Source organism: Kocuria sp. KSNUG (assembly GCF_049532735.1).
Classification (GTDB): Bacteria; Actinomycetota; Actinomycetes; order Actinomycetales; family Micrococcaceae; genus Kocuria; species Kocuria rhizophila.
This window is the reverse complement of the sequence record NZ_CP150981.1, coordinates 964,995-985,451: the sequence shown is the minus strand read 5'-3', so window position 1 is coordinate 985,451 and position 20,457 is coordinate 964,995. Positions and strand designations below refer to the sequence as shown.

Annotated in this window: 21 protein-coding genes; 14 read left to right on the top strand and 7 right to left on the bottom strand. The window is 70.0% G+C overall.

Annotated elements, in window-relative coordinates:
* Position 1 precedes the first annotated feature (1 nt).
* Positions 2 to 1,156: a lysostaphin resistance A-like protein gene (locus tag AABM36_RS04300; protein ID WP_423447491.1), complete on the bottom strand. Its 1,155-nt coding sequence runs from the start codon at positions 1,154 to 1,156 to the stop codon at positions 2 to 4.
* Positions 1,157 to 1,366: 210 nt separating this feature from the next.
* Complete coding sequence (locus tag AABM36_RS04295; RefSeq protein ID WP_406925374.1) at positions 1,367 to 2,101, bottom strand: glutamine amidotransferase; 735 nt, start codon at positions 2,099 to 2,101, stop codon at positions 1,367 to 1,369.
* Between the two features lie 191 nt (positions 2,102 to 2,292).
* On the opposite strand from AABM36_RS04295, the gene uraD reads away from it, so the two are divergent.
* The 5 genes from uraD to rfbA all read left to right on the top strand — a co-directional run bounded on the left by uraD (position 2,293) and on the right by rfbA (position 6,646).
* A complete protein-coding gene (gene uraD / locus AABM36_RS04290; protein WP_406925375.1) occupies positions 2,293 to 2,787 on the top strand; it encodes a 2-oxo-4-hydroxy-4-carboxy-5-ureidoimidazoline decarboxylase in 495 nt (164 codons plus the stop codon).
* Positions 2,784 to 3,110: a hydroxyisourate hydrolase gene (gene uraH / locus AABM36_RS04285; protein ID WP_406925376.1), complete on the top strand. Its 327-nt coding sequence runs from the start codon at positions 2,784 to 2,786 to the stop codon at positions 3,108 to 3,110. The genes uraD and uraH overlap by 4 nt, the downstream gene beginning before the upstream one ends.
* A 73-nt stretch (positions 3,111 to 3,183) precedes the next feature.
* The gene (pucL, locus tag AABM36_RS04280; RefSeq protein ID WP_406925377.1) at positions 3,184 to 4,068 is read left to right on the top strand and encodes a factor-independent urate hydroxylase; all 885 of its coding nucleotides are present in this window, start codon (positions 3,184 to 3,186) and stop codon (positions 4,066 to 4,068) included.
* A gap of 81 nt (positions 4,069 to 4,149) precedes the next feature.
* A complete protein-coding gene (locus tag AABM36_RS04275) occupies positions 4,150 to 5,709 on the top strand; it encodes a nucleobase:cation symporter-2 family protein (RefSeq protein ID WP_406925378.1) in 1,560 nt (519 codons plus the stop codon).
* Between the two features lie 46 nt (positions 5,710 to 5,755).
* The gene (gene rfbA / locus AABM36_RS04270; RefSeq protein WP_406925379.1) at positions 5,756 to 6,646 is read left to right on the top strand and encodes a glucose-1-phosphate thymidylyltransferase RfbA; all 891 of its coding nucleotides are present in this window, start codon (positions 5,756 to 5,758) and stop codon (positions 6,644 to 6,646) included.
* Between the two features lie 118 nt (positions 6,647 to 6,764).
* On the opposite strand, the gene AABM36_RS04265 is transcribed toward rfbA, so the two are convergent.
* Entirely contained in the window at positions 6,765 to 7,526 is a 762-nt protein-coding gene (locus AABM36_RS04265; protein WP_406925380.1) for an IclR family transcriptional regulator, read from the bottom strand.
* Positions 7,527 to 7,747: 221 nt separating this feature from the next.
* Here AABM36_RS04265 and aceB point away from each other — a divergent pair, with 221 nt between their 5' ends.
* From aceB to AABM36_RS04250, 3 genes are all read left to right on the top strand, one after another.
* Positions 7,748 to 9,355, top strand: coding sequence for a malate synthase A (aceB, locus tag AABM36_RS04260; RefSeq protein ID WP_406925381.1), 1,608 nt, complete (start codon positions 7,748 to 7,750; stop codon positions 9,353 to 9,355).
* A gap of 73 nt (positions 9,356 to 9,428) precedes the next feature.
* On the top strand, positions 9,429 to 10,781 hold the full coding sequence (locus tag AABM36_RS04255; RefSeq protein WP_423447909.1) for a DUF6986 family protein: 1,353 nt from the start codon (positions 9,429 to 9,431) through the stop codon (positions 10,779 to 10,781).
* The gene (locus AABM36_RS04250) at positions 10,778 to 11,635 is read left to right on the top strand and encodes a bifunctional allantoicase/(S)-ureidoglycine aminohydrolase (RefSeq protein ID WP_406925383.1); all 858 of its coding nucleotides are present in this window, start codon (positions 10,778 to 10,780) and stop codon (positions 11,633 to 11,635) included. Before AABM36_RS04255 ends, AABM36_RS04250 begins: the two co-directional genes overlap by 4 nt.
* 59 nt (positions 11,636 to 11,694) lie before the next feature.
* Here the strand turns inward: AABM36_RS04250 and AABM36_RS04245 are convergent, their stop codons facing one another.
* From AABM36_RS04245 to AABM36_RS04235, 3 genes are all read right to left on the bottom strand, one after another.
* Entirely contained in the window at positions 11,695 to 12,258 is a 564-nt protein-coding gene (locus AABM36_RS04245; protein ID WP_406925384.1) for a GNAT family N-acetyltransferase, read from the bottom strand.
* A 99-nt stretch (positions 12,259 to 12,357) separates the two neighbouring features.
* Positions 12,358 to 13,404: an NAD(P)-dependent alcohol dehydrogenase gene (locus AABM36_RS04240; RefSeq protein ID WP_406925385.1), complete on the bottom strand. Its 1,047-nt coding sequence runs from the start codon at positions 13,402 to 13,404 to the stop codon at positions 12,358 to 12,360.
* Between the two features lie 123 nt (positions 13,405 to 13,527).
* Positions 13,528 to 13,827, bottom strand: coding sequence for an ArsR/SmtB family transcription factor (locus AABM36_RS04235; protein ID WP_406925386.1), 300 nt, complete (start codon positions 13,825 to 13,827; stop codon positions 13,528 to 13,530).
* A gap of 192 nt (positions 13,828 to 14,019) precedes the next feature.
* On the opposite strand from AABM36_RS04235, the gene arsB reads away from it, so the two are divergent.
* The 5 genes from arsB (at position 14,020) to allB (ending at position 19,404) form a co-directional block, all read left to right on the top strand.
* A complete protein-coding gene (gene arsB / locus AABM36_RS04230) occupies positions 14,020 to 15,084 on the top strand; it encodes an ACR3 family arsenite efflux transporter (RefSeq protein WP_406925387.1) in 1,065 nt (354 codons plus the stop codon).
* Positions 15,081 to 15,494 (top strand): arsenate reductase ArsC, encoded by a 414-nt coding sequence (locus AABM36_RS04225; protein ID WP_406925388.1) that lies wholly within the window; start codon positions 15,081 to 15,083, stop codon positions 15,492 to 15,494. Before arsB ends, AABM36_RS04225 begins: the two co-directional genes overlap by 4 nt.
* Positions 15,495 to 15,498: 4 nt before the next feature.
* Positions 15,499 to 16,284: a hydroxypyruvate isomerase family protein gene (locus AABM36_RS04220; protein WP_406925389.1), complete on the top strand. Its 786-nt coding sequence runs from the start codon at positions 15,499 to 15,501 to the stop codon at positions 16,282 to 16,284.
* A 193-nt stretch (positions 16,285 to 16,477) separates the two neighbouring features.
* A complete protein-coding gene (locus tag AABM36_RS04215) occupies positions 16,478 to 17,608 on the top strand; it encodes a glycerate kinase (RefSeq protein WP_406925390.1) in 1,131 nt (376 codons plus the stop codon).
* Between the two features lie 476 nt (positions 17,609 to 18,084).
* The gene (gene allB, locus AABM36_RS04210; protein ID WP_406925407.1) at positions 18,085 to 19,404 is read left to right on the top strand and encodes an allantoinase AllB; all 1,320 of its coding nucleotides are present in this window, start codon (positions 18,085 to 18,087) and stop codon (positions 19,402 to 19,404) included.
* A gap of 85 nt (positions 19,405 to 19,489) precedes the next feature.
* On the opposite strand, the gene AABM36_RS04205 is transcribed toward allB, so the two are convergent.
* The gene (locus tag AABM36_RS04205) at positions 19,490 to 19,927 is read right to left on the bottom strand and encodes a hypothetical protein (protein ID WP_406925391.1); all 438 of its coding nucleotides are present in this window, start codon (positions 19,925 to 19,927) and stop codon (positions 19,490 to 19,492) included.
* 254 nt (positions 19,928 to 20,181) lie between these two features.
* Here AABM36_RS04205 and AABM36_RS04200 point away from each other — a divergent pair, with 254 nt between their 5' ends.
* Positions 20,182 to 20,388, top strand: a complete 207-nt coding sequence (locus AABM36_RS04200; protein ID WP_406925392.1) for a hypothetical protein — start codon at positions 20,182 to 20,184, stop codon at positions 20,386 to 20,388.
* Positions 20,389 to 20,457 lie beyond the last annotated feature (69 nt).

The window sequence follows — 20,457 nt, the reverse complement described above, 5'->3', positions numbered from 1 at the left end:
GTCAGTACTGTCCGTCATGGGGCCCAGTGTATGTGGGCTGCATCTCACCGGGGCCGCGGGTGTCCAGGACACCCACGTAGCGGCCCTGGCCGTCCCGCACCACGTAGGGGCCGTACTGCGGGGGCAGGCTCAGGTAGGTCTGCGTGGCGGGGTCGTAGGGGTAGGCGGCCAGTCCGGAGCGGTCCGCCGCGATCGCGGCGGGCCGCACGGCCGGCAGCCGGGGCGGGGCCGGGGGCTGCGGGAGCACCACGGTGCGGGTGACCGCGACCTCCGGGTGGCGCTTCACGAGCCAGAACACCAGGGCGATGAAGGCCCCGTTGAGGATCACCTCGGTGATCAGGTCCGTGGGAGCCCCGCTGGTCTCGTTCATGTCCACCAGCCCCAGCATGGCGAACAGCGAGACGGTCATGTTGTTCACGGCGTGCAGGGCGATGCCCGCCTCGAGTCCGCCGGTGCGCCACGTGACGATGCCCATGGACACCGCCATGATGCCCACCGAGAGCAGGCCCCACACGTCGTACACGTGCCCGGCCACGAACAGCGGGACGGGCAGCAGGATGGCCCACGCGGGGTGCTTGAGCCAGCGGCCCACCATCTGGGCCAGGTAGCCGCGGAAGACCACTTCCTCCGCCGTGCACTGCAGGGGCACCACGATGAGCGTGGTGGCCAGCAGCCAGCCGAAGCCCGGTGCGAGCTGCACGGGGGTGGGGGTTCCACCAGTGGCGAGGTCCAGGCCGATGCCCGCCAGGTTGACCACCGCGTAGATACCCACCGCCACCAGGAAGCACAGCAGCAGCCACTTCCACCGGATGCGGCCGGTGACCGAGAAGATCAGCCCGAGCGGCCGGGGGCCGAGGACCAGCCGGGCCAGCAGGGCGCTGGGCAGCAGGAGCGCCACGGACGCGAAGAGCATGAAGTACACGACCGGGTCCAGCTGGTTGGCGGCCAGCACGTCCTCGGTCAGGGTCTCGGGGAACGCGAGCGCCAGCACGATCCCGAACAGGATGCTCAGGACGATGAAGATGCCGAAGAGGATCAGCCCCTCCACCAGCGGCATCCACCAGCGGTGGTTGGGGTCCGTGCGGGCCAGGCGGTGGTAGAAGTACGTGCGAGTCCGGGGAGCCGACTGCGCTCCGCCGGCCGCGGCCCCGTTCATCGGAGCCCCGCCCATCGGAGCGCCGGGCCCCAACCCGCCCGGGGCCGGTGCACTCGGGGCGCCGGTCGGGAAGGGAGCGGGACGGGACCACGGTGCGCTGGGGTGACTCATCCCCCCACGGTATCGGTCCGGGGCCCGGGACGCAGGATCGTGCAGGGCGCCCGCCGTGCGCTCGTCCTCGCGGTAGTCCGTGGGCGCCCGCGAGCGGTGTCAGCGGGCGTAGCGCTCCACGAACGCGCTGAGCACCCGGGGCGCCTGGTCCACGGCGGGACCGTTGGTGACACGGTCGATCACGGTCTCCAGCTCGTCCGGCTTGAAGTAGCCCAGGTCCTTGTACACGCGGATGCGGTTCACGAGACCCTCCACGTCCAGCTCCGGGTGGAACTGCGTGGCGTAGAGGTTCTCCTTGATGCGGTACATCTGCACCTGGCACACCGAGCCCTCGGCCAGCAGCACCGCGTTCGGCGGCATCACGCGGGTGCCCTCCTTGTGCCCCACGTAGGCACTGAACTCCCGGGGCATGTCCGCGAGCAGCGGGTCCGCCTGCCCCGCCTCGGTGAGCGTCACGGTGATGGGCCCCACCTCCTCGGGGCGGGTCCGGTCCACCACCGCACCCTGGTGGATGCCGAGGGTCCCGACGCCGTAGCACGCACCCAGGAACGGGTAGTCGCGGGCCACCACCTCGTCCAGCAGGCCGCTGATCCAGGTCTCCGCGAGCCGCTGCACCTTGGACTTCTCCTCCGCGGGGTCCGAGGAGTTGAACGGCGAGCCGCCCACGATGATGCCGCTGTAGCGGTCCAGGTCCAGGGTGGGGAAATCTCCCTGCTCCAGGCGGATCCGCTCCAGCTGGGAGGTCTTCAGCCCCCCGAAGCGCGCCACGGCCTCGTACTCCTCGTCCGCCAGGACGTCGTCATCACGGGTGGCCAGCAGCACGAACGGTTTCATGCCCTCATGCTAGCCACGGCCGCACGCCTTGCCGCACACCACCGCTCCGGTGCGGGCTCCCGCACGGATGCTCCCACCGGGGGCAGGGCCGACGCTTGACGCGTGCCCTGTGATCCAGTTCACTGGGTTGTGGTGAAATTCGTTTTTCACATGGCGAAAACTTGCGACCACGATGGCGAGGAGGCCGGTCCGTGGACCTCACCGAGTTCAACGCACTCGACGACGCCGCCGCGGCCGCGGCCGTGCGCCCTGCACTGGACGTGCCCCGCTGGATCGACGAGGTCGTGTCCCACCGCCCGTACACCACGGTGGCCGCAGCCCTCGACACCGCACGCACGGCGGCCCGCCCGTTCACGGACGAGGAGCTGGAGCGCGCCCTGTCCCACCACCCGATGATCGGGCGCCGCGCGGAGGGCGAGTCCACCGAGGCGAGCCTCTCCCGCGGTGAGCAGGCCGCGCTCGGGGACGCGGACGCCGCAGTGAGAGCGGAGCTGGAGCGCGCCAACCTGGACTACCAGCAGCGCTTCGGCCACGTGTTCCTGATCCGCGCCGCGGGTCGCAGCCTCCCCGAGATCCTCGCCGAGGCGCGCCGCCGGATGACCAACACCCCCGAGGACGAGCGCCGCGAAGTGGCCGAGCAGCTGCGCCAGATCGCCGTCCTGCGACTCGAAGGAGCGCTGTCATGAGCTTCATCTCCGCCCACGTCCTCGACTCCGTGCACGGCTGCCCCGCCGCCGGGATCGACGTCACGCTCCTCACCGGCGACGGCCGCGAGCTCGCCTCGGCCACCACCGACGAGGACGGCCGGGTCAGCGAGCTCGGCCCCGAAACCCTGGAGTCCGGCCACTACCGGATCATCTTCGCGACCGAGCCGTACTTCGCCGGCCGCGGGCTGGAGACGTTCTACCCGTTCGTCTCGGTGGACTTCACGGCGCGTCAGGAGCAGGGCCACTACCACGTGCCCCTGCTGCTGAGCCCGTTCGCGTACTCCACGTACCGCGGCAGCTGACCCAGGAGCCGACCCCACGGTCGACGGCTGCCGATCCACCACCCACGCATTCCTGACGAAGGAGCAGAGGACCATGACCGACGTAGTGCTCGGCAAGAACCAGTACGGCAAGGCGGAGAACCACGTGGTGCGCATCCACCGCGACACCGACCGCCACGTGATCCGTGACCTGGTGGTCACGTCCCAGCTGCGGGGTGACTTCGACGCCGTGCACACGCAGGGCGACAACGGCCACTGCGTGCCCACGGACACCCAGAAGAACACCGTGTTCGCGTTCGTGCAGAAGTACGGGGTGGACTCCCCCGAGGCGCTGCTGCTCAAGCTCTCGGAGCACTTCACGTCCGAGTTCGAGTGGGTCTCCGGTGGCCGGTGGGCCGCGGACGAGCATGCGTGGGACCGCATCAACGACCACGACCACTGCTTCGTGCAGAACAAGCAGGAGGTCCGCACCGCCGTGGTGGTCACGGACGGGCCGAGGAGCACCGTGATCTCCGGCTTCAAGGACCTCACGGTGCTCAAGTCCACGGAGTCCGGTTTCGAGGGCTACCCCAAGGACCAGTACACCACCCTGCCCGAGACCACGGACCGGATCATGTCCACGGACGTGGCCACCCGCTGGCGCTACAGCACCACGGACGTGGACTTCGACGCCGTGTACGAGGACGTCAAGAGGATCATCCTGGACAAGTTCACGGACCACTACTCCCGTGCCCTGCAGGAGACGCTCTACCTCATGGGCAAGGCCGTGATCGAGGCCCACCCGGAGATCGACGAGATCAAGTTCTCGTGCCCCAACAAGCACCACTTCGTCTACGACCTGGGGTTCTGCGGCATGGAGAACCCCAAGGAGACGCACTACGCGGCGGACCGCCCCTTCGGTCTGATCGAGGCCACCGTGCAGCGCAAGGACGCCCCACTGGACGAGAACGCCTGGATGGGCATCACCGGCTTCTGCTGAGTCCCCACCACCACTGCGCAGGCCCCCGCCCGGATCGTCCACGGCGGGGGCCTCGTCCACACACTTCCCGGAAGGCCGGCCATGTCATCCACCACAGCCCCCACCAGGGCATCCCGCCCCGAGGACCAGTACCTGGGACTGGGTGCGAGCTTCGGCTACGGCTTCCAGCACGTGCTCACCATGTACGGCGGGATCATCGCCCCGCCGCTGATCGTGGGAGGTGCGGCGGGGCTGTCCGCCAACGAGCAGGCCCTGCTGGTGGCGTGCTGCCTGTTCGTGGGAGGGCTCGCCACGGTGCTGCAGTCCTTCGGCATCAGGTTCTTCGGCTCGCAGCTCCCCCTGGTCCAGGGCACGTCCTTCGCGGGTGTGGCCACCATGACGGCGATCGTCAACGGCGGCGGTGGCATCCAGGCCGTGTTCGGTGCGGTGATGGTCTCGGCGGCCATCGGCTTCGTGCTGGCGCCGTTCTTCGCGCGCATCATCCGCTTCTTCCCACCCGTGGTCACGGGCGTGGTCATCACCACCATCGGGCTGTCCCTTTTCCCTGTGGCCGCACAGTGGGCCATGGGCGGCGCCGCGGTGGCCGCCAAGGGTGACGAGGACGCGATCTTCCGCAACGTCTGCCTGGCTGGGGCCACCCTGCTGATCATCATGGTGCTGTCCAAGGTGCGCAGCGCCCTGGTCTCCCGGCTGTCCATCCTGCTGGGCATCGTGCTGGGCACGCTGCTGGCCCTGGCCCTGGGCATGGCGGACTTCTCGCGGGTGGGTGACGGCGCGCTGTTCGCCCTCCCCCAGCCGTTCGCCTTCGGAGCGCCCACGTTCCAGCCTGCCGCGATCATCTCCATGACCATCGTGGTGCTCGTGATCCTCACGGAGACCACCGCGGACATCATCGCCGTGGGCGAGATCGTGGGCACGGACGTGGACCGCAAGCGCATTGCGGACGGGCTGCGCGCGGACATGGGCGCGTCCTTCATCTCCCCGGTGTTCAACGGTTTCACCCAGTCCGCGTTCGCCCAGAACGTGGGTCTGGTGGCCATCACCGGTGTGAAGAGCCGCTTCGTGGTGACCGCCGGCGGCGTGATCATGCTGCTGCTGGGGCTGCTTCCCGGTCTGGGCCGCGTGGTCGCGGCGGTGCCCGTGCCCGTGCTGGGAGGTGCGGGCATCGTGCTGTTCGGAACCGTGGCGGCGTCGGGAATCCGCACGCTCGGGAAGGTGAGGTTCGAGGGCACACCCAACCTGATCATCGTGGCCACGAGCATCGGGATCGGCATGCTGCCCATCGCGGCGCCGAAGATCTACGCGGGCTTCCCCACGTGGTTCGAGACCATCTTCCACTCGGGCATCAGCTCCGCTGCGGTGGCCGCCGTGGTGCTCAACATCCTGTTCAACGAGATCACGTTCGGCAACCCGCCCGAGGGCCGCGGATCGGTGTTCACGGAGGCCCCGCCGCGCTACGTGCCCATCGAGGCACTCGAGCATCTGCAGAGCCACCTGCAGGAGGGGGACACCGTCAAGGACGGCAAGTTGCTGGACTCCGAGGGCAAGGAGGTCCCGGTCATCACCGCGGCCGGGGACGTGGTCCCCGCGCCGCTGACCCAGGAGATCCCCGTGGTACCCAAGGACCCACAGGAGCACTGACCGCTCCCCTCGATGTGTGCTCATGGTTCCCTGCCACAATGGGGACATGAAGGGCATCATCCTCGCGGGCGGCACGGGCTCCCGTCTGCACCCCGTGACCCTGGGCGTGAGCAAGCAGCTCGTGCCGGTCTACGACAAGCCGATGATCTACTACCCGCTCTCGACCCTGCTGCTCGCGGGTATCCGGGAGATCCTGGTGATCACCACCCCGCACGACGCCACCCAGTTCCGTCGGTTGCTCGGGGACGGCTCCCGCTTCGGCGCGGCGATCAGCTACGCCCAGCAGGAGTCCCCGGACGGGCTCGCGCAGGCGTTCCTGCTGGGCGCCGAGCACATCGGGAACGACAGCGTGTGCTTGATCCTGGGCGACAACATCTTCTACGGGCCCGGCCTGGGCACCCAGCTGCGCCGCTTCCACGATCTCCAGGGGGCCGCGATCTTCGGCTACCGCGTGGCGGATCCCAGCGCGTACGGCGTGGTGGAGTTCGACTCCGCAGGGCAGGCCGTGGCCATCGAGGAGAAGCCCGAGCACCCCCGCAGCGCCTACGCCGTCCCGGGGCTCTACTTCTACGACCGGCGCGCGGTGGAGTTCGCCCGCTCGCTCACGCCCTCACCGCGCGGGGAGCTGGAGATCACGGACCTCAACCGGATGTACATGGACCGCGGCGAGCTCTCCGTGCACGTGCTCCCGCGCGGCACCGCGTGGCTGGACACCGGAACGTTCGACTCCCTCGCGGACGCCACCAACTTCATCCGCACCGTCCAGGCGCGCCAGGGCACCTCGATCGGCTGCCCCGAGGAGGTCGCGTGGCGCATGGGCCTGATCACGGACGAGCAGCTGCGGGAACAGGCCACCGCACTGCGCAAGAGCGGCTACGGCGCGCACCTCGAGTCACTGCTCTCGGAGCACGACGCCGCCCTGCCGCAGCGCGGCTGAATCGCACCCCGGGCGCGGCAGAGCGGGCACGGCGGGTCCGTGAGAGCCGCGACTCAGCCGCACACCTCGGCGGCGTGAAGCGCGACCAGCCAGGCGGGGCACGGCGGCGTCGTCCGCGTCAGCCCACCCGGGAGAGCTGCCCGGACAGCTGCACTGCGGCCTCGCGCAGCAGGGGCACCGCGCGCTCCCCGAAGTCCCAGTCCACGCGCGTGGTGGGCCCGGACACCGAGATCGCGGTGGGGGTGGGGGTGTCCGGGACGAGCACGGAGAAGCAGCGGACGCCGATCTCCTGCTCCTCGTCGTCCACGGCGTAGCCGCGTTCGCGGATCAGCTCCAGGTCTGCCAGCAGCTCCTCCACCGTGCCAAGGCTCTTCTCTGTGGGGGTGGGCATGCCCATGGACGTGACGATCGAGACCACCTGCTCCTCGGGGAGGGTGGCCAGGATGGCCTTGCCCACGCCGGTGCCGTGCAGGTGGGCGCGGCGGCCCACCTCGGTGAACATGCGCATGGAGTGGGAGGACTGCGCCTGCCCCACGTACACGACCATGCGCCCGTCCAGCACGGCCATGTTGGCGGACTCCCCGAGCTGGTCCACGAGCCCTTGCAGCACGGGTTGGGCGTACGTGCCCAGCGCGAGCCCCGCCGCATTGCCCAGCCGGATGAGGCCCGGGCCCAGCGCGTAGCTGCGGTTGGGCAGCTGGCGCACGTATCCCAGGGGGATCAGCGTGCGCAGCAGCCGGTGGATGGTCGGCAACGGAAGCTGCGCCCTGCTCGCGAGCTCGCTCAGCGAGATCTCTCCTCCGGCGGCGGTGATGATGTCGAGCAGGCCGAAGACCCGTTCGACGGACTGCACCCCGCCCGTGCTCCTGCCCTCTGGCATCCGTGTGCTCCTCTGGTCGTCCGTGGTCTTGCGCGGGGCTCACCGCCGGCCGGCCCAGGCCGCAGCGGGACCGGACCGACGTGGCCGGGACTGTGCGGTTCCGGCGACTCCGCACGCGTGTGGCCTGCGTCTCAGCAGGACCTTGTCCTGGGTCACATCCTATGTCTAAACTCGTGGTAATGGAATAACTTTTCCACAATACGGATACCTGGAGGCACTCCATGAGCATCACCCACACCACCCCGCAGAACGTGGCCGCCGCGGACGAGATCCTCTCGGACGAGGCCCTCGCGTTCGTGGAGGCGCTGCACGAGAAGTTCGCGGACCGCCGTGAGGAGCTGCTCGGCCAGCGCGAGGCCGCCCGCACGAAGGCCGCCGAGACCGGCACCATGGACTTCCTCCCCGAGACCCGCGAGGTCCGGGAGGGCGACTGGAAGGTGGCTCCGGCCCCCGAGGCGTTGCTGGACCGGCGTGTGGAGATGACCGGGCCGGCGTCGCCCGCCAAGATGGCGATCAACGCCCTGAACTCCGGTGCCAAGGTGTGGCTCGCGGACCTCGAGGACGCCGCGTCCCCCAGCTGGGCCAACCAGGTGGACGCGATCGCCAACCTGCGCGACGCCGCCCGCGGCACCCTGGGCTTCACCTCCCCGGAGGGCAAGGAGTACAAGCTCCGCGAGGACGTGCCCCTGGCCGTGGTGGTCATGCGCCCGCGCGGCTGGCACCTGCCCGAGTACAACATCACGGTCAACGGCAAGACCGGTTCCGGCTCCCTCACGGACTTCGGGCTGCACTTCTTCCACACCGCCAAGCAGCTGATCGAGAACGGTCAGGGCCCCTACTACTACCTCCCCAAGATGGAGTCCTACCTGGAGGCGCGGCTGTGGAACGACGTGTTCACGTTCGCGGAGGAGTACCTGGGCATCGAGCACGGCACGGTGCGCGCCACCGTGCTGATCGAGACCATTCCCGCTGCGTTCCAGATGGACGAGATCCTCTACGAGCTGCGTGACCACGCCTCCGGGCTCAACGCCGGTCGCTGGGACTACCTGTTCTCCATCATCAAGTACTTCCGCGATGCCGGGGAGAAGTTCATCCTGGCGGACCGCTCCGCCGTGACCATGACCGCTCCCCTGATGCGCGCGTACACGGACCTGCTGGTGCAGACGTGCCACAAGCGGGGTGCCTTCGCCATGGGCGGCATGGCCGCGTTCATCCCCTCCCGCAAGGACGAGGAGATCAACAAGGCGGCCTTCGAGAAGGTCCGCAACGACAAGACCCGCGAGGCCGGGGACGGCTTCGACGGCTCGTGGGTGGCCCATCCGGACCTCGTGCCCGTGTGCCAGGAGGTCTTCGACGGCGTGCTCGGCGAGAAGCCGAACCAGGTGGACCACCAGCGCCCAGATGTGGACGTGACCGCCGAGATGCTGCTGGACGTGCCCTCCGCGGGCGACCAGCGCACCGAGAAGGAGCTCAACGCCAACCTGTACGTGGCCATCCGCTACGTGGCGGTGTGGCTCTCCGGCAGCGGCGCGGTGGCCATCCACAACCTCATGGAGGACGCCGCCACCGCGGAGATCTCCCGCTCGCAGATCTGGCAGCAGATCAAGAACGGCGTGGTCTACACGGACACCGGCAACACCGCCACGCGCGAGCTGGTGGCGGACGCCCTGGACACGCAGCTCGAGGTGCTGCGCGGTGAGATCGACCAGGAGAACTACGAGAAGTGGTTCGTCCCCGCGGGCAAGCTCATCTCGGACATGGTGCTCAGAGAGGACTACCCCGCGTTCCTCACGCTGTCCGCCTACGACCTCATGGAAGGCAGCAAGTGACACCGGAGCACCCGGACGCCTCCCCGGCCCCCGCCACGACCGCCCCACGCGGCGCGGCGGGGGCCGCCCCTCTCTGCCGGCGGGCTTCGCACGCCGCGCGGACCTGCTGCTCGCGGGCACGGACGCGGACCTCGCACGGTTCCTCCCCGGGGACTCCGGAACCCGCCAGCCCGTGCACACGTGCTACGTCCCGGCCGACCTCGTCACGGATCGGACGCCCGCCGAGTGGGGCGCTGCGGCGGCGTCGGCGGCCGAGGATGCGGGCGGGCTCGGGGCCCTGGCCGAGCTCGCGGGGATCGACGCCGCGGCCGCACCCGATCTCGTCGAGCGGGTGGCGCGCAAGCTGCGCACAGAACCGGTCGAGGACCTGCGCCTGGACCTCGAGGACGGCTACGGCGAGCGCCCGGACGCTGAGGAGGACGCCGACGCCGTGCGCGCCGCCCACACGGTGGCCGCGTTCGCCCGGAACCGCGCCTCGGGTGAGGCTCCGGCCCCGGCCTTCGCCGGCATCCGCTTCAAGTGCTTCGAGGCGGCCACCAGGATCCGCGGGCTGCGCACCCTGGACCTGTTCCTGAGCACCCTCGTACGCGAGGGCGGGCTCACGGAGGCCGGGATCAGCGAGGACGGGCTCCCCGGGGGGCTCGTGCTCACCCTGCCCAAGGTCTCGGCGGTGGAGCAGGTGGTCGTGATGGTGGAGGCGTGCGAGGCGTTCGAGGACGCCCTGGACCTGCCCGCCGGGCGGCTGCGCTTCGAGATCCAGATGGAGACCCCGGCCATGATCCTGGGCCCGGACGGCACGTGCCCCATTCCGGCGATGCTGCGCGCGGCGAAGGGTCGGGTCTCGGCCCTGCACTACGGCACGTACGACTACTCCGCGTCCATTGGGATCTCAGGGCAGTTCCAGTCCCTGGAGCACCCGGCCGCGGACCACGCCAAGGCCGTGATGCAGGTGGCCGTTGCCGGCACCGGAGTGCACCTCTCGGACGGTTCCACCAACCGGCTGCCCGTGGGGGACGCCGCCCAGCGCCGCGAGACCTGGGCACTGCACGCCCGCCTGGTCCGCCGGTCCCTGGAACGCGGCATCTACCAGGGCTGGGACCTGCACGCCCACCAGCTGCCCACGCGCTTCCTCACCAACTACGCGTTCTACCGCGGGGCGTTCGACAACGCCGCCCGCCGCCTGGTTGCCTACGCCGGCCGGTCCGTCCCCGGCATCGAGACGGCGGACGTGGCGGACGAGCCCGCCACCGCACGGGCCCTCGCCCGCTACGTGGTGCGCGGGGTACTGTGCGGTGCGGTGAGCGAGGACGAGCTGCGCGAGAAGGGCCTGGACCCGGAGACGGTGCGGGCCGTGGCGAACCCGGGCGCAGCGGCGTCGTCGTCCGCGGGAGACCGCACGAGCCCCGAGACAGGAGAAACCCCATGACCGAGCGCACGTACTGGGCCACCCGCGGGGGGCACCCGCCGCAGACGGACCTGCTCACGGACCGGGCGATGTTCCGAGAGGCGTACGCCGTGATCCCGCGCGGAACGCAGCGGGACATCGTGACCTCCTACCTGCCGTTCTGGGAGGACACGCGGCTGTGGGTGCTCGCGCGGCCCATGACCGGGTTTGCGGAGACCTTCTCGCAGTACCTCGTGGAGGTGGCGCCCGGCGGCGGCTCGGACAAGCCCGAGGACGATCCGGACGCGGAGGCCGTGCTGTTCGTGATGGAGGGCTCCCTGGAACTGACCCTGGGCGACGAGCCCGGGGACGGGGACACCCACGAGCTCACGCCGGGAGGGTACGCGTTCATCGCCCCCGGCGAGACGTGGACCGCGCACAACCGCGGGGGCGAGCACACCCGGTTCATGTGGATCCGCAAGCGCTACCAGAAGGTCGCGGGCGTCCCGAAGCCGGAGTCGTTCGTGACCAACGAGCGGGACATCGAGCCCACCCCCATGCCGGACACCGAGGGGCGCTGGGCCACCACGCGGTTCGTGGACCAGAAGGACCTGCGCCACGACATGCACGTGACCATCGTGACGTTCCTGCCCGGCGGGATCATCCCGTTCGCGGAGACCCACGTGATGGAGCACGGGCTCTACGTCCTGGAGGGCCAGGCCGTGTACCGGCTCAACGAGGACTGGGTGGAGGTCCAGGAGGGCGACTTCATGTGGCTGCGCGCGTTCTGCCCGCAGGCCTGCTACGCCGGTGGCCCCAAACCGTTCCGGTACCTGCTGTACAAGGACGTGAACCGGCACGCGCCGCTGGGCCTGGGAGGGCACGCGGGGCGGTGAGGGTCGCACCCGTCTGAGAAGGAGCCGCCGGGCACTGTGCCCGGCGGCTCCTTCCGTGGTCACTGGTCGCGGAACTCCTCCGCGAGCATCGCGTAGCCGTAGCCGTCGTGCCACTGGCCGTCCCGGTGCAGGGACTCCTTCACGCTGTGGATCTCACGCCGCATTCCCACCTTCTCCATGACCTTCCAGGACCCGGTGTTCTCCGCGAAGCAGCCGGCCTCCACCCGGTGGACGCCCATGTCGAACGCGATGGCCAGGCCTTCACGCACGAGCTCCGTGGCCACGCCGCGGCCCTGGGCCCAGGGCGCCACCACCCAGCCGAGTTCCACCTGCTGCCCCCGGGCCTGTTCGGTGACGTCCGTCTGGGACCACGCGTCCTGCTGCTTGACCATGAGATAGGCCGCGAGCCGCCCGGCCCAGTGGGCCATCAGGTGGGTGGCGGCCAGGGCGTCCCAGTCCGCCCGGAACTCCTCGCGCGAGGCATAGATCCGGGTGGTCCAGCGGTTCAGCTCCGGGGCTCTTTTCAACTCCCACAGAGCGTCGGCATCCTCCGGGGCCAGGCGACCCACGGTGAGCCGTTCGGTGTGGCGGGGCCAGGAGAGGTCGTGGATTGTGCGGGGCATGGGCTCAGGCTAGTGGAGCGCGGTGAAACGCACGACGCGCGACGGCGCCCCGGACCGTGAAGGTCCGGGGCGCCGTCGTCGGCATGCCTGGGCCCTGCCTCAGATCGTCTTCGCGTCGATCACGAAGCGGTAGCGGACGTCCGAGTCCACCACGCGGTCGTAGGCGTCGTTGACGTCCTCCGCGTTGATCAGTTCGATCTCCGCCGTGACCCCGTGCTCACCGCAGAAATCCAGCATCTCCTGGGTCTCGCGGATGCCGCCGATGTTGGAGCCCGTGAGGGACTTGCGACCGCTGATGAGCGAGCCCGCGCTGATCTGCAGGGGTTCGGTGGGCAGACCCAGCAGCACCATGGCACCGTGCGGGCGCAGGGTGGCCATGAACTCCTGCACGTCGATGTGCGCCGAGACGGTGTTGATGATGACGTCGAACGCACCCTTGTAGTTCTGCAGCGCGTCGGGGTCCTCGGCCCGTGCGATCCAGTCGGTGGCACCGAAGCGGCGGCCGTCCTCCTCCTTGGAGCGGGTCTGGCTGATCACCGTCACCTCAGCACCCATGGCGGCGGCGAGCTTCACGGCCACGTGGCCAAGACCACCCATGCCCACCACGGCCACCTTGGAGCCCTCGGTGACACCCCACGTGCGCAGCGGGGAGTACGTGGTGATGCCCGCGCACAGCAGCGGCGTGGTGGCTGCCGGATCCAAGTTCTCGGGGATGTGCAGGGCAAAGGCCTCGGACACGATCACCTCGGTGGAGTACCCACCGTCGGTCTGCTCCCCCGTGAAACGGTCCTTGCCGCGGTAGGTGCCCACGGCCTTCGGACAGTTGTTCTCCTCGCCCTTGAGGCACCACTCGCACTCGCGGCACGAGTCGACGAGACAGCCCACACCCGCGCGCTCTCCCACGGTGAACGTGGTGACCTCGGAGCCGATCTCCGTGACACGGCCGATGATCTCGTGCCCGGGAACGAGCGGGAAGTCGATGGGCCCCCACTCCTCGCGCACGGTGTGGATGTCCGAGTGGCAGATGCCGGCGAACTCGATCTCGATGCGGATGTCGTCCGGACGCAGGTCCCGGCGCTCGATGGTGCCCTTCTCGAGCGGGGCACCGGAGGCGACGGCCTGATAGGCAGCAACATTGGTAGTCATGGGACGTGACTCTAGACCTGCACCCCCGGCCAGGTCATTTCGGCGGAAAGGGGTTCGGTACCGGTTCGCGCCTGCCCGTGCGCGTGCGAGCTGCCCCACAACGTGCGCGTGCGGGGCGCGGTCTCACACCACCGAGTCGACGGCCAACTCGAACACACCCTCCTGCGCGGTGTAGTGCACCCACGTGCCCTGCCGGCGCGAGCTGACGAGCCCGGCCTCCCGAAGCTTGCGCAGGTGGTGCGAGATGGTCGCCTGGGACAGATCGAAGTCCGGGAGATCGCACACACAGATGCTTCCGGGCAGAGCCTTTCGGATCGAGAGGTACAGGCGCAGGCGCACCGGATCCGCCAGGGCTTTGAACACGGCGGCCGAGCGTTCGAGGCCGTCGGGCGCGTGATCGATGTGCAGCTCAGCCGAAATCATGAGCCTATTTTGACAACTGTCTATGCAGACGGCAAGCTGGATTGTATTGGCTTCTGTCTAAGCAAGGCCCCCTCGGGGTGCTCAGCCACGCGGCGCTTGCCCCCACGGCCCCGCCCTCCGGCGCGCAGTCGGGCCGCTGAGGCGGGGCCTCCGACGACGCCATCCGCTCGTGCCGCACCACTGGAGACGACCTTGAGAACTGACACACCACCGGCCGCCCGCCTCTCCACCCTCGACCGTTTCCTGCCCGTGTGGATCATTGCGGCCATGATTGCCGGTCTCGCGCTGGGCCGTCTGGTGCCGGGACTGGGGGAGGCACTGGGCGCCGTCGAGATCCAGGGGGTCTCGCTGCCGATCGCGATCGGCCTGCTCGTGATGATGTACCCGGTGCTCGCCAAGGTGCGCTACGACCGCCTGGACACCGTGACCGGGGACAAGCGCATGCTCGGGGCGTCCCTCCTGCTCAACTGGGTGGTCGGTCCCGCGCTGATGTTCGCCCTCGCCTGGATCTTCCTGCCCGACCTCCCCGAGTACCGGACGGGTCTCATCATCGTGGGCCTGGCGCGCTGCATCGCCATGGTCATCATCTGGAACGACCTCGCGTGCGGTGACCGTGAGGCGGCCGCCGTGCTCGTGGCCCTCAACTCGATCTTCCAGATCGTCGCGTTCGGCTTCCTCGGGTGGTTCTACCTGGAGGTGCTGCCGGGGTGGCTCGGGCTGGAGCAGGCGTCACTGGATGTCTCCCCCTGGCGGATCGCGGCGTCCGTGCTCGTGTTCCTGGGCGTCCCGCTCGTGGCCGGATACCTCTCACGGCGCATCGGCGAGAAGAAGTGGGGACGGGAGGCCTACGAGTCGTCGTTCCTGCCCAGGGTCGGCCCGTGGGCCCTGTACGGCCTGCTGTTCACCATCGTGATCCTGTTCGCCCTGCAGGGTGAGCAGATCACCTCCCAGCCGCTCGACGTGGTGCGGATCGCCCTTCCCCTGCTCGCCTACTTCCTGCTGATGTGGGGTGGCGGCTTCCTGCTGGGGCGGGCGCTGGGCTTCTCCTACGAACGGACCACCACCCTCGCCTTCACCGCCGCCGGGAACAACTTCGAGCTGGCCATCGCGGTGGCCATTGCCACGTTCGGTGTGACCAGCGGGCAGGCACTGGCAGGCGTCGTGGGGCCGCTCATCGAGGTTCCGGTCCTCGTCGGGCTCGTCTACGTGAGCCTGGCCCTCCGCAAGCACTACCCCCACCAGGAGATCCGCGCATGAGCCCCCAGGATCCCAGCGTGCTGTTCGTCTGCGTCCACAACGCGGGACGTTCACAGATGGCGGCCGCCTACGTGCGGCACCTCTCGCGCGGTGCCGTGGAGGTCCGCTCGGCCGGTTCCGCACCCGCCGCCTCCATCAACCCGGCGGTCCACGAGACCATGCTCGAGGAGGGGATCGACCTCAGTGCCGAAAGGCCCAAGGTGCTCACCAGGGATGCCGTGGAGGCCTCGGACGTGGTCATCGCCATGGGGTGCGGGGACGCGTGCCCCTACTACCCCGGCAAGCGCTACGAGGACTGGGCGCTGCAGGACCCCGCGGGGCAGGGCGTTGACGCCGTGCGTCCCATCCGCGACGAGATCAGGCGGCGCGTCGTCGAGCTGCTGGGCTCGCTCGGGGTGCTGGCAGGATGAGTCCGTGAGCTACACCGTCAACGCCTCGATCGTCTTCGCGGACCTCCCCCTGCTCGACCGCGCCGCCGCAGTGGCCCGGCAGGGATTCACCCGCGCGGAGTTCTGGTGGCCGTTCGACTCCCCCACGCCACCTCAAGAGGAGGTGGACGCCTTCGTGGCCTCCCTGCTGAATGCGGGCATCCAGCTCACCGGTCTCAACTTCTATGCCGGTGACATGCCCGCCGGCGGGCGCGGCGTGCTCTCCCATCCCTCCCGCGCGGCGGAGTTCCGCGCGAACGTGGACGTGGTCGCGGAGATCGCCCGTACCACGGGGTGCCGCCACTTCAATGCGCTGAATGGCAACCGCCTGGACGGTCTCGCCGGGGAGGAGCAGCGGACGACGGCGCTCGCGAACCTCCGCCACGCCGCGGACGTCCTCGCCCCGCTGGACGGGACGGTGCTGCTCGAACCGGTCTCCGGCGTCCCCACCTATCCCCTCAGAACCGCGGCGGACGCGCTCGCGGTGGTCGACGCCGTGAACCGGGAGAACGTGCGGCTGCTCGCGGACTTCTACCACCTGGCCGTCAACGGCGACGACGTGCCCGCCGTCATCGAGGCCCACGCCGCGGAGTTCGGGCACATCCAGATCGCGGACGCCCCCGGTCGCCACGAACCGGGCACGGGTGAGCTGCCAGTGCTCGACTGGGCGACCCGCTCCCGCGAGCTCGGCTACACCGGGGACGTCGCCCTCGAATACGTGCCGTCCCGCGAGGACCCGTTCTCCTGGTTGCCGCGCTCGGAGCGGGCATGAACGCGGTGTCACCGGCCGCCTGCCCGGCCGCACCGTCCACGTCCGGCCGCCCGCGCAGGGCCGTACCCGCACGCTCCCCACGGGCGGTGCGCGGAACGGGACCCTGCGGCGTCGTCGTGCTGGAATGGCCCCGCGGGGCGCGCTCCACCGGCGCGCGCCGGCCGTGACCGAGACCCGTCAGCAAGGAGGCGCCGTGCGCATCGTGGTGGCACCCGACAAGTTCAAGGGCTCCGTGACAGCCCGCGAGGCCGCCGCCCACCTCGCGGCCGGGATCCGGGACGCCTCCCCGGAGGTGGACGTGGTGGAGCTGCCCGTGGCCGACGGCGGCGAGGGCACACTCGACGCCGCCCTGGAGGCCGGTTTCGCGCGCCACGAGCTCACCGTCACGGGCCCCGCGGGCGATCCCGTGGCCGCGGCGTGGGCCCGGCGCGGGGACGAGGCGGTGGTCGAGATGGCGCTCGCCTCGGGCCTGGCCGCCCTGCCCCATCGTGACGGCGAGCCCCTCCTGCAGGCGCGCACCGCCACGAGCCACGGCACGGGCGAGCTGATCGCCGCCGCCCTGGACGCCGGGTGCACGCGCGTGGTCCTGGGCGTGGGCGGCAGCGCCACCACGGACGGCGGCGCCGGAATGCTCACCGCCCTGGGCCTGCAGCTGCTGGACGAGCACGGCGAGCCCCTGCCCCGGGGCGGCGCGGCGCTCGCGCATCTTCACACCGTGGACGCCTCCCGCCTGCACCCCCGCGTGCGGCATGCGCAGTTCGTGCTGGCCGCGGACGTGGACAACCCCCTGACCGGTCCGCGCGGAGCCGCCGCCGTCTTCGGCCCCCAGAAGGGCGCCTCACCGCGGGACGTCACGGAGCTCGACGCCGCCCTGGGCACCTTCCGCGACCGGCTCGCGGACGCGCTCGGCGAGCCCGCCCGCGCCGCCGCGAGCGCCCCGGGGGCCGGGGCTGCCGGTGGCGTGGGGTACGCGGCGCTCGCCGTGCTCGGGGCTGAACGCAGACCCGGCGTGGACGTGGTCCTGGACCTCGTGGACCTGGACACCGCCGTGGCGGGCGCAGACCTGCTCGTCACGGGCGAGGGCAGCCTGGACGAGCAGAGCCTGGGCGGCAAGACCCCGCTGGGCGTGCTGCGCGTGGGCCGCCGCCACGGTGTGCCGGTGATCGCCGTGTGCGGTCGCACCACGCTGTCCCCGAAGACACTGACCGGCGCGGGCTTCGCCGCCGTCCACGAGCTGCGAGCCCTCGCCCCGGACCCGGCCACCTCCATGCGCGACGCCCCACGTCTGCTGCGTGAGGTGGGTCACCGCCTACGCTCGCAGTAGCACCCGCAAGGCCACCACCGCCCGCCGCACCCACCACGGCACGCCCCACCGAAAGGACCACCGACATGAACGCCTCACCCCAGCGCGGTTCCCGCAAGACCTCGCACGACGACGCTGTGGCCCCGGACAGCGCGTCTCGGCCGTCTGAGGACGCGGCCGCCACGGACCCCGCCCGGGACGACGAGCAGGCCACGGTGGACGTGCGCACAAAGGTGGAGCGGGCGGCGTCGTCCCCCGAGCGTGACGAGTCCCCCGAGGAGGTCGCGGAGCAGAATTCGAACCTCGCGGAGACCCCCGAGAACCGCGCCGAACGGGGTGGTGAGCGCGCCGCGCAGATCGCGTTGGCCGCCGAGGTCAACGGTGCGGAGCACGTGCGCGCGCTGATCCGCGAGTACCAGGCCGAGCACCGTCTCACGGGCACGGACGAGTCTGCAGAAGAGCGAAGCACCGGACGGCGGAACGGCGAGTTCGACCTCGTGGTCCGCGGCCACCGGGTGATGTGCGGGGACCACTTCGTGCCCCGGGAGGTGGGCGTGCGGAACGGAAAGATCGCCGCGAGCGAGCCGCTCGGCGCCGGGCTGCAGGGCGCGCGGGTCGTGGAGCTGGCCGAGGACGAGACGCTGCTGCCCGGCCTCGTGGACACCCACGTGCACGTGAACGAGCCCGGGCGCACCGAGTGGGAGGGCTTCGCCACCGCCACCCGGGCGGCGGCCGCCGGCGGTGTGACCACCATCGTGGACATGCCCCTGAACTCCGTGCCCGCCACCGTGAACACGGCCGCCCTCGAGTACAAGCGGCTGTTCGCGCAGCAGAACGCGTTCGTGGACATCGGCTTCTGGGGCGGTGCGATCCCCGGTAACAAGGAGGACCTGCGCCCCCTGCACGACGACGGCGTGTTCGGGTTCAAGTGCTTCCTGCTGCACTCCGGTGTGGACGAGTTCCCGCACCTGGAGGCGGACGAGATGGAGGAGGCGCTCGCCGAGATCAAGACGTTCGACTCGTTGCTGATCGTGCACGCGGAGGACTCCCGCACCATCGACAAGGCCCCGCAGCCCCACGGCAACGTGTACGAGAACTTCCTGAAGTCCCGCCCGCGCGGTGCGGAGAACATTGCGATCGCGGAGGTCATCGAGCGCACCCGCTGGACCGGGGCGCGCTCGCACATCCTGCACCTGTCCTCCTCGGACGCGATCCCCATGATCCGCTCCGCCAAGAACGACGGCCTGGACATCACCGTGGAGACCTGCCCGCACTACCTCACGCTGCTCTCCGAGGAGATCCCGGACGGCGCCACCGCGTTCAAGTGCTGCCCGCCCGTGCGCGAGGTCTCCAACCGGGAGAAGCTGTGGGCGGGGCTGATCGACGGCACCATCGACTACATCGTGTCGGACCACTCCCCCTCCACGCTCGACCTCAAGGACCTCGGCAACGGGGACTTCGGGGTCGCGTGGGGCGGCGTCTCGTCGCTGCAGCTGGGCCTGTCCCTGATCTGGACGGAGGCACGACGCCGCGGGGTCGGGCTCGAGCGCGTGGTGCGGTGGATGTCCACTCGCCCTGCCGAGCGCGTGGGACTGCGCGGCAAGGGCAAGCTGTCCCTGGGCTACGACGCGGACATGGCCGTCTTCGCGGCGGACGAGAGCTACGTGGTGGATGCCCAGCGCCTGAACCACAAGAACCCGATCACCCCGTACCAGGGCAAGGTGCTGTCCGGGAAGGTCCGCGCGACCTTCGTGGGCGGGCGCGAGGTGGACTACGAGACGCCCACGGGACGACTCCTGAGCCGCGGCCAGGCCTGACGACGACGCCGTGCCTCGCCTTCATGGGGCGGGGCACGGCGTCCTGCAGGAGCGGGCCGACCTCGAGCCCGGTGGAACCGGCGGCTCAGCCTTCGCGCACGAACTGTCCGTGCAGCGACCGGGCGACGGCCTCCATGTCCACGGACCGTTGCTTTGTGACCCCCGTGTCGAGGTCCGAGTAGTCACTGACCAGCCAGTTGCGGCCCTTCACAAAACTTACTGATCCTGCCAGACCGGCCGCGCTTGCCAGGAGGTCGAAGACCTTGTCGCGGTCCGTCTTGGAGTCGAACCACAGGACTTCCAGCGTGTCCGTGCACATCCTGGATTCCCCGGTCGGTCCGGGCGGGTGCAGGACCTTCTCCGTGGGCGCCGGGGGATTCGTGTCGCAGTTCACCACGGCGTCCACGGCACCATAGGCGTCGTTCAGAGAGGCGTATTCCGGCAGGCCATCTTCGTCGCGACTGCACGCAGTAGTTCCGGCAGAAAGCAGCACGACCAGTACGAGGGTGGCGATCTTCCTCATGGGAACCTCGGTTCTTCGTCCCGCTGCCGCGCGATGAGCACGTGGTGCCGCACAAGGCACCCCCAGCCCGCTCAGCATCAGGCGTCATTCAGTTGGTTCAGTGTGCGCCCGCATCTTCCGCCCGCCAAGGGGCGCAGAGCAGTTCTCCCTGGGAACCTGCCGATGCCCCCTGAACCGTCGCTTGCAGCACCCGTCCCCCTCAGTAAAGATGAGCGAAAGGGAACCGCCCCACCGGGGCGCCAGAGGGGGCAAACATGGCCGAGGAAAAGACCGGCTCGATGCAGTACGGGGTCAAGAAGTTCGTCTACGTCGGAGGGACGCTCGCCATTCTGGTCAGCGTTGTGGCCATCGCTCTCAAGCTCTCGGCGGGAACCACATCCGGCCTGTTCTTCCCGCTGACCACCATGGTCCTCGCGGTGATCTTCATCCTCCTGGCGAGGTTCAATTCGAACGCCAAGTGACGGTCCTCAGGATCAGCGGCACAGGTGTCACTGCCAGTTCGTCTCACCATGCGCTTCCGCTTTTTCCTG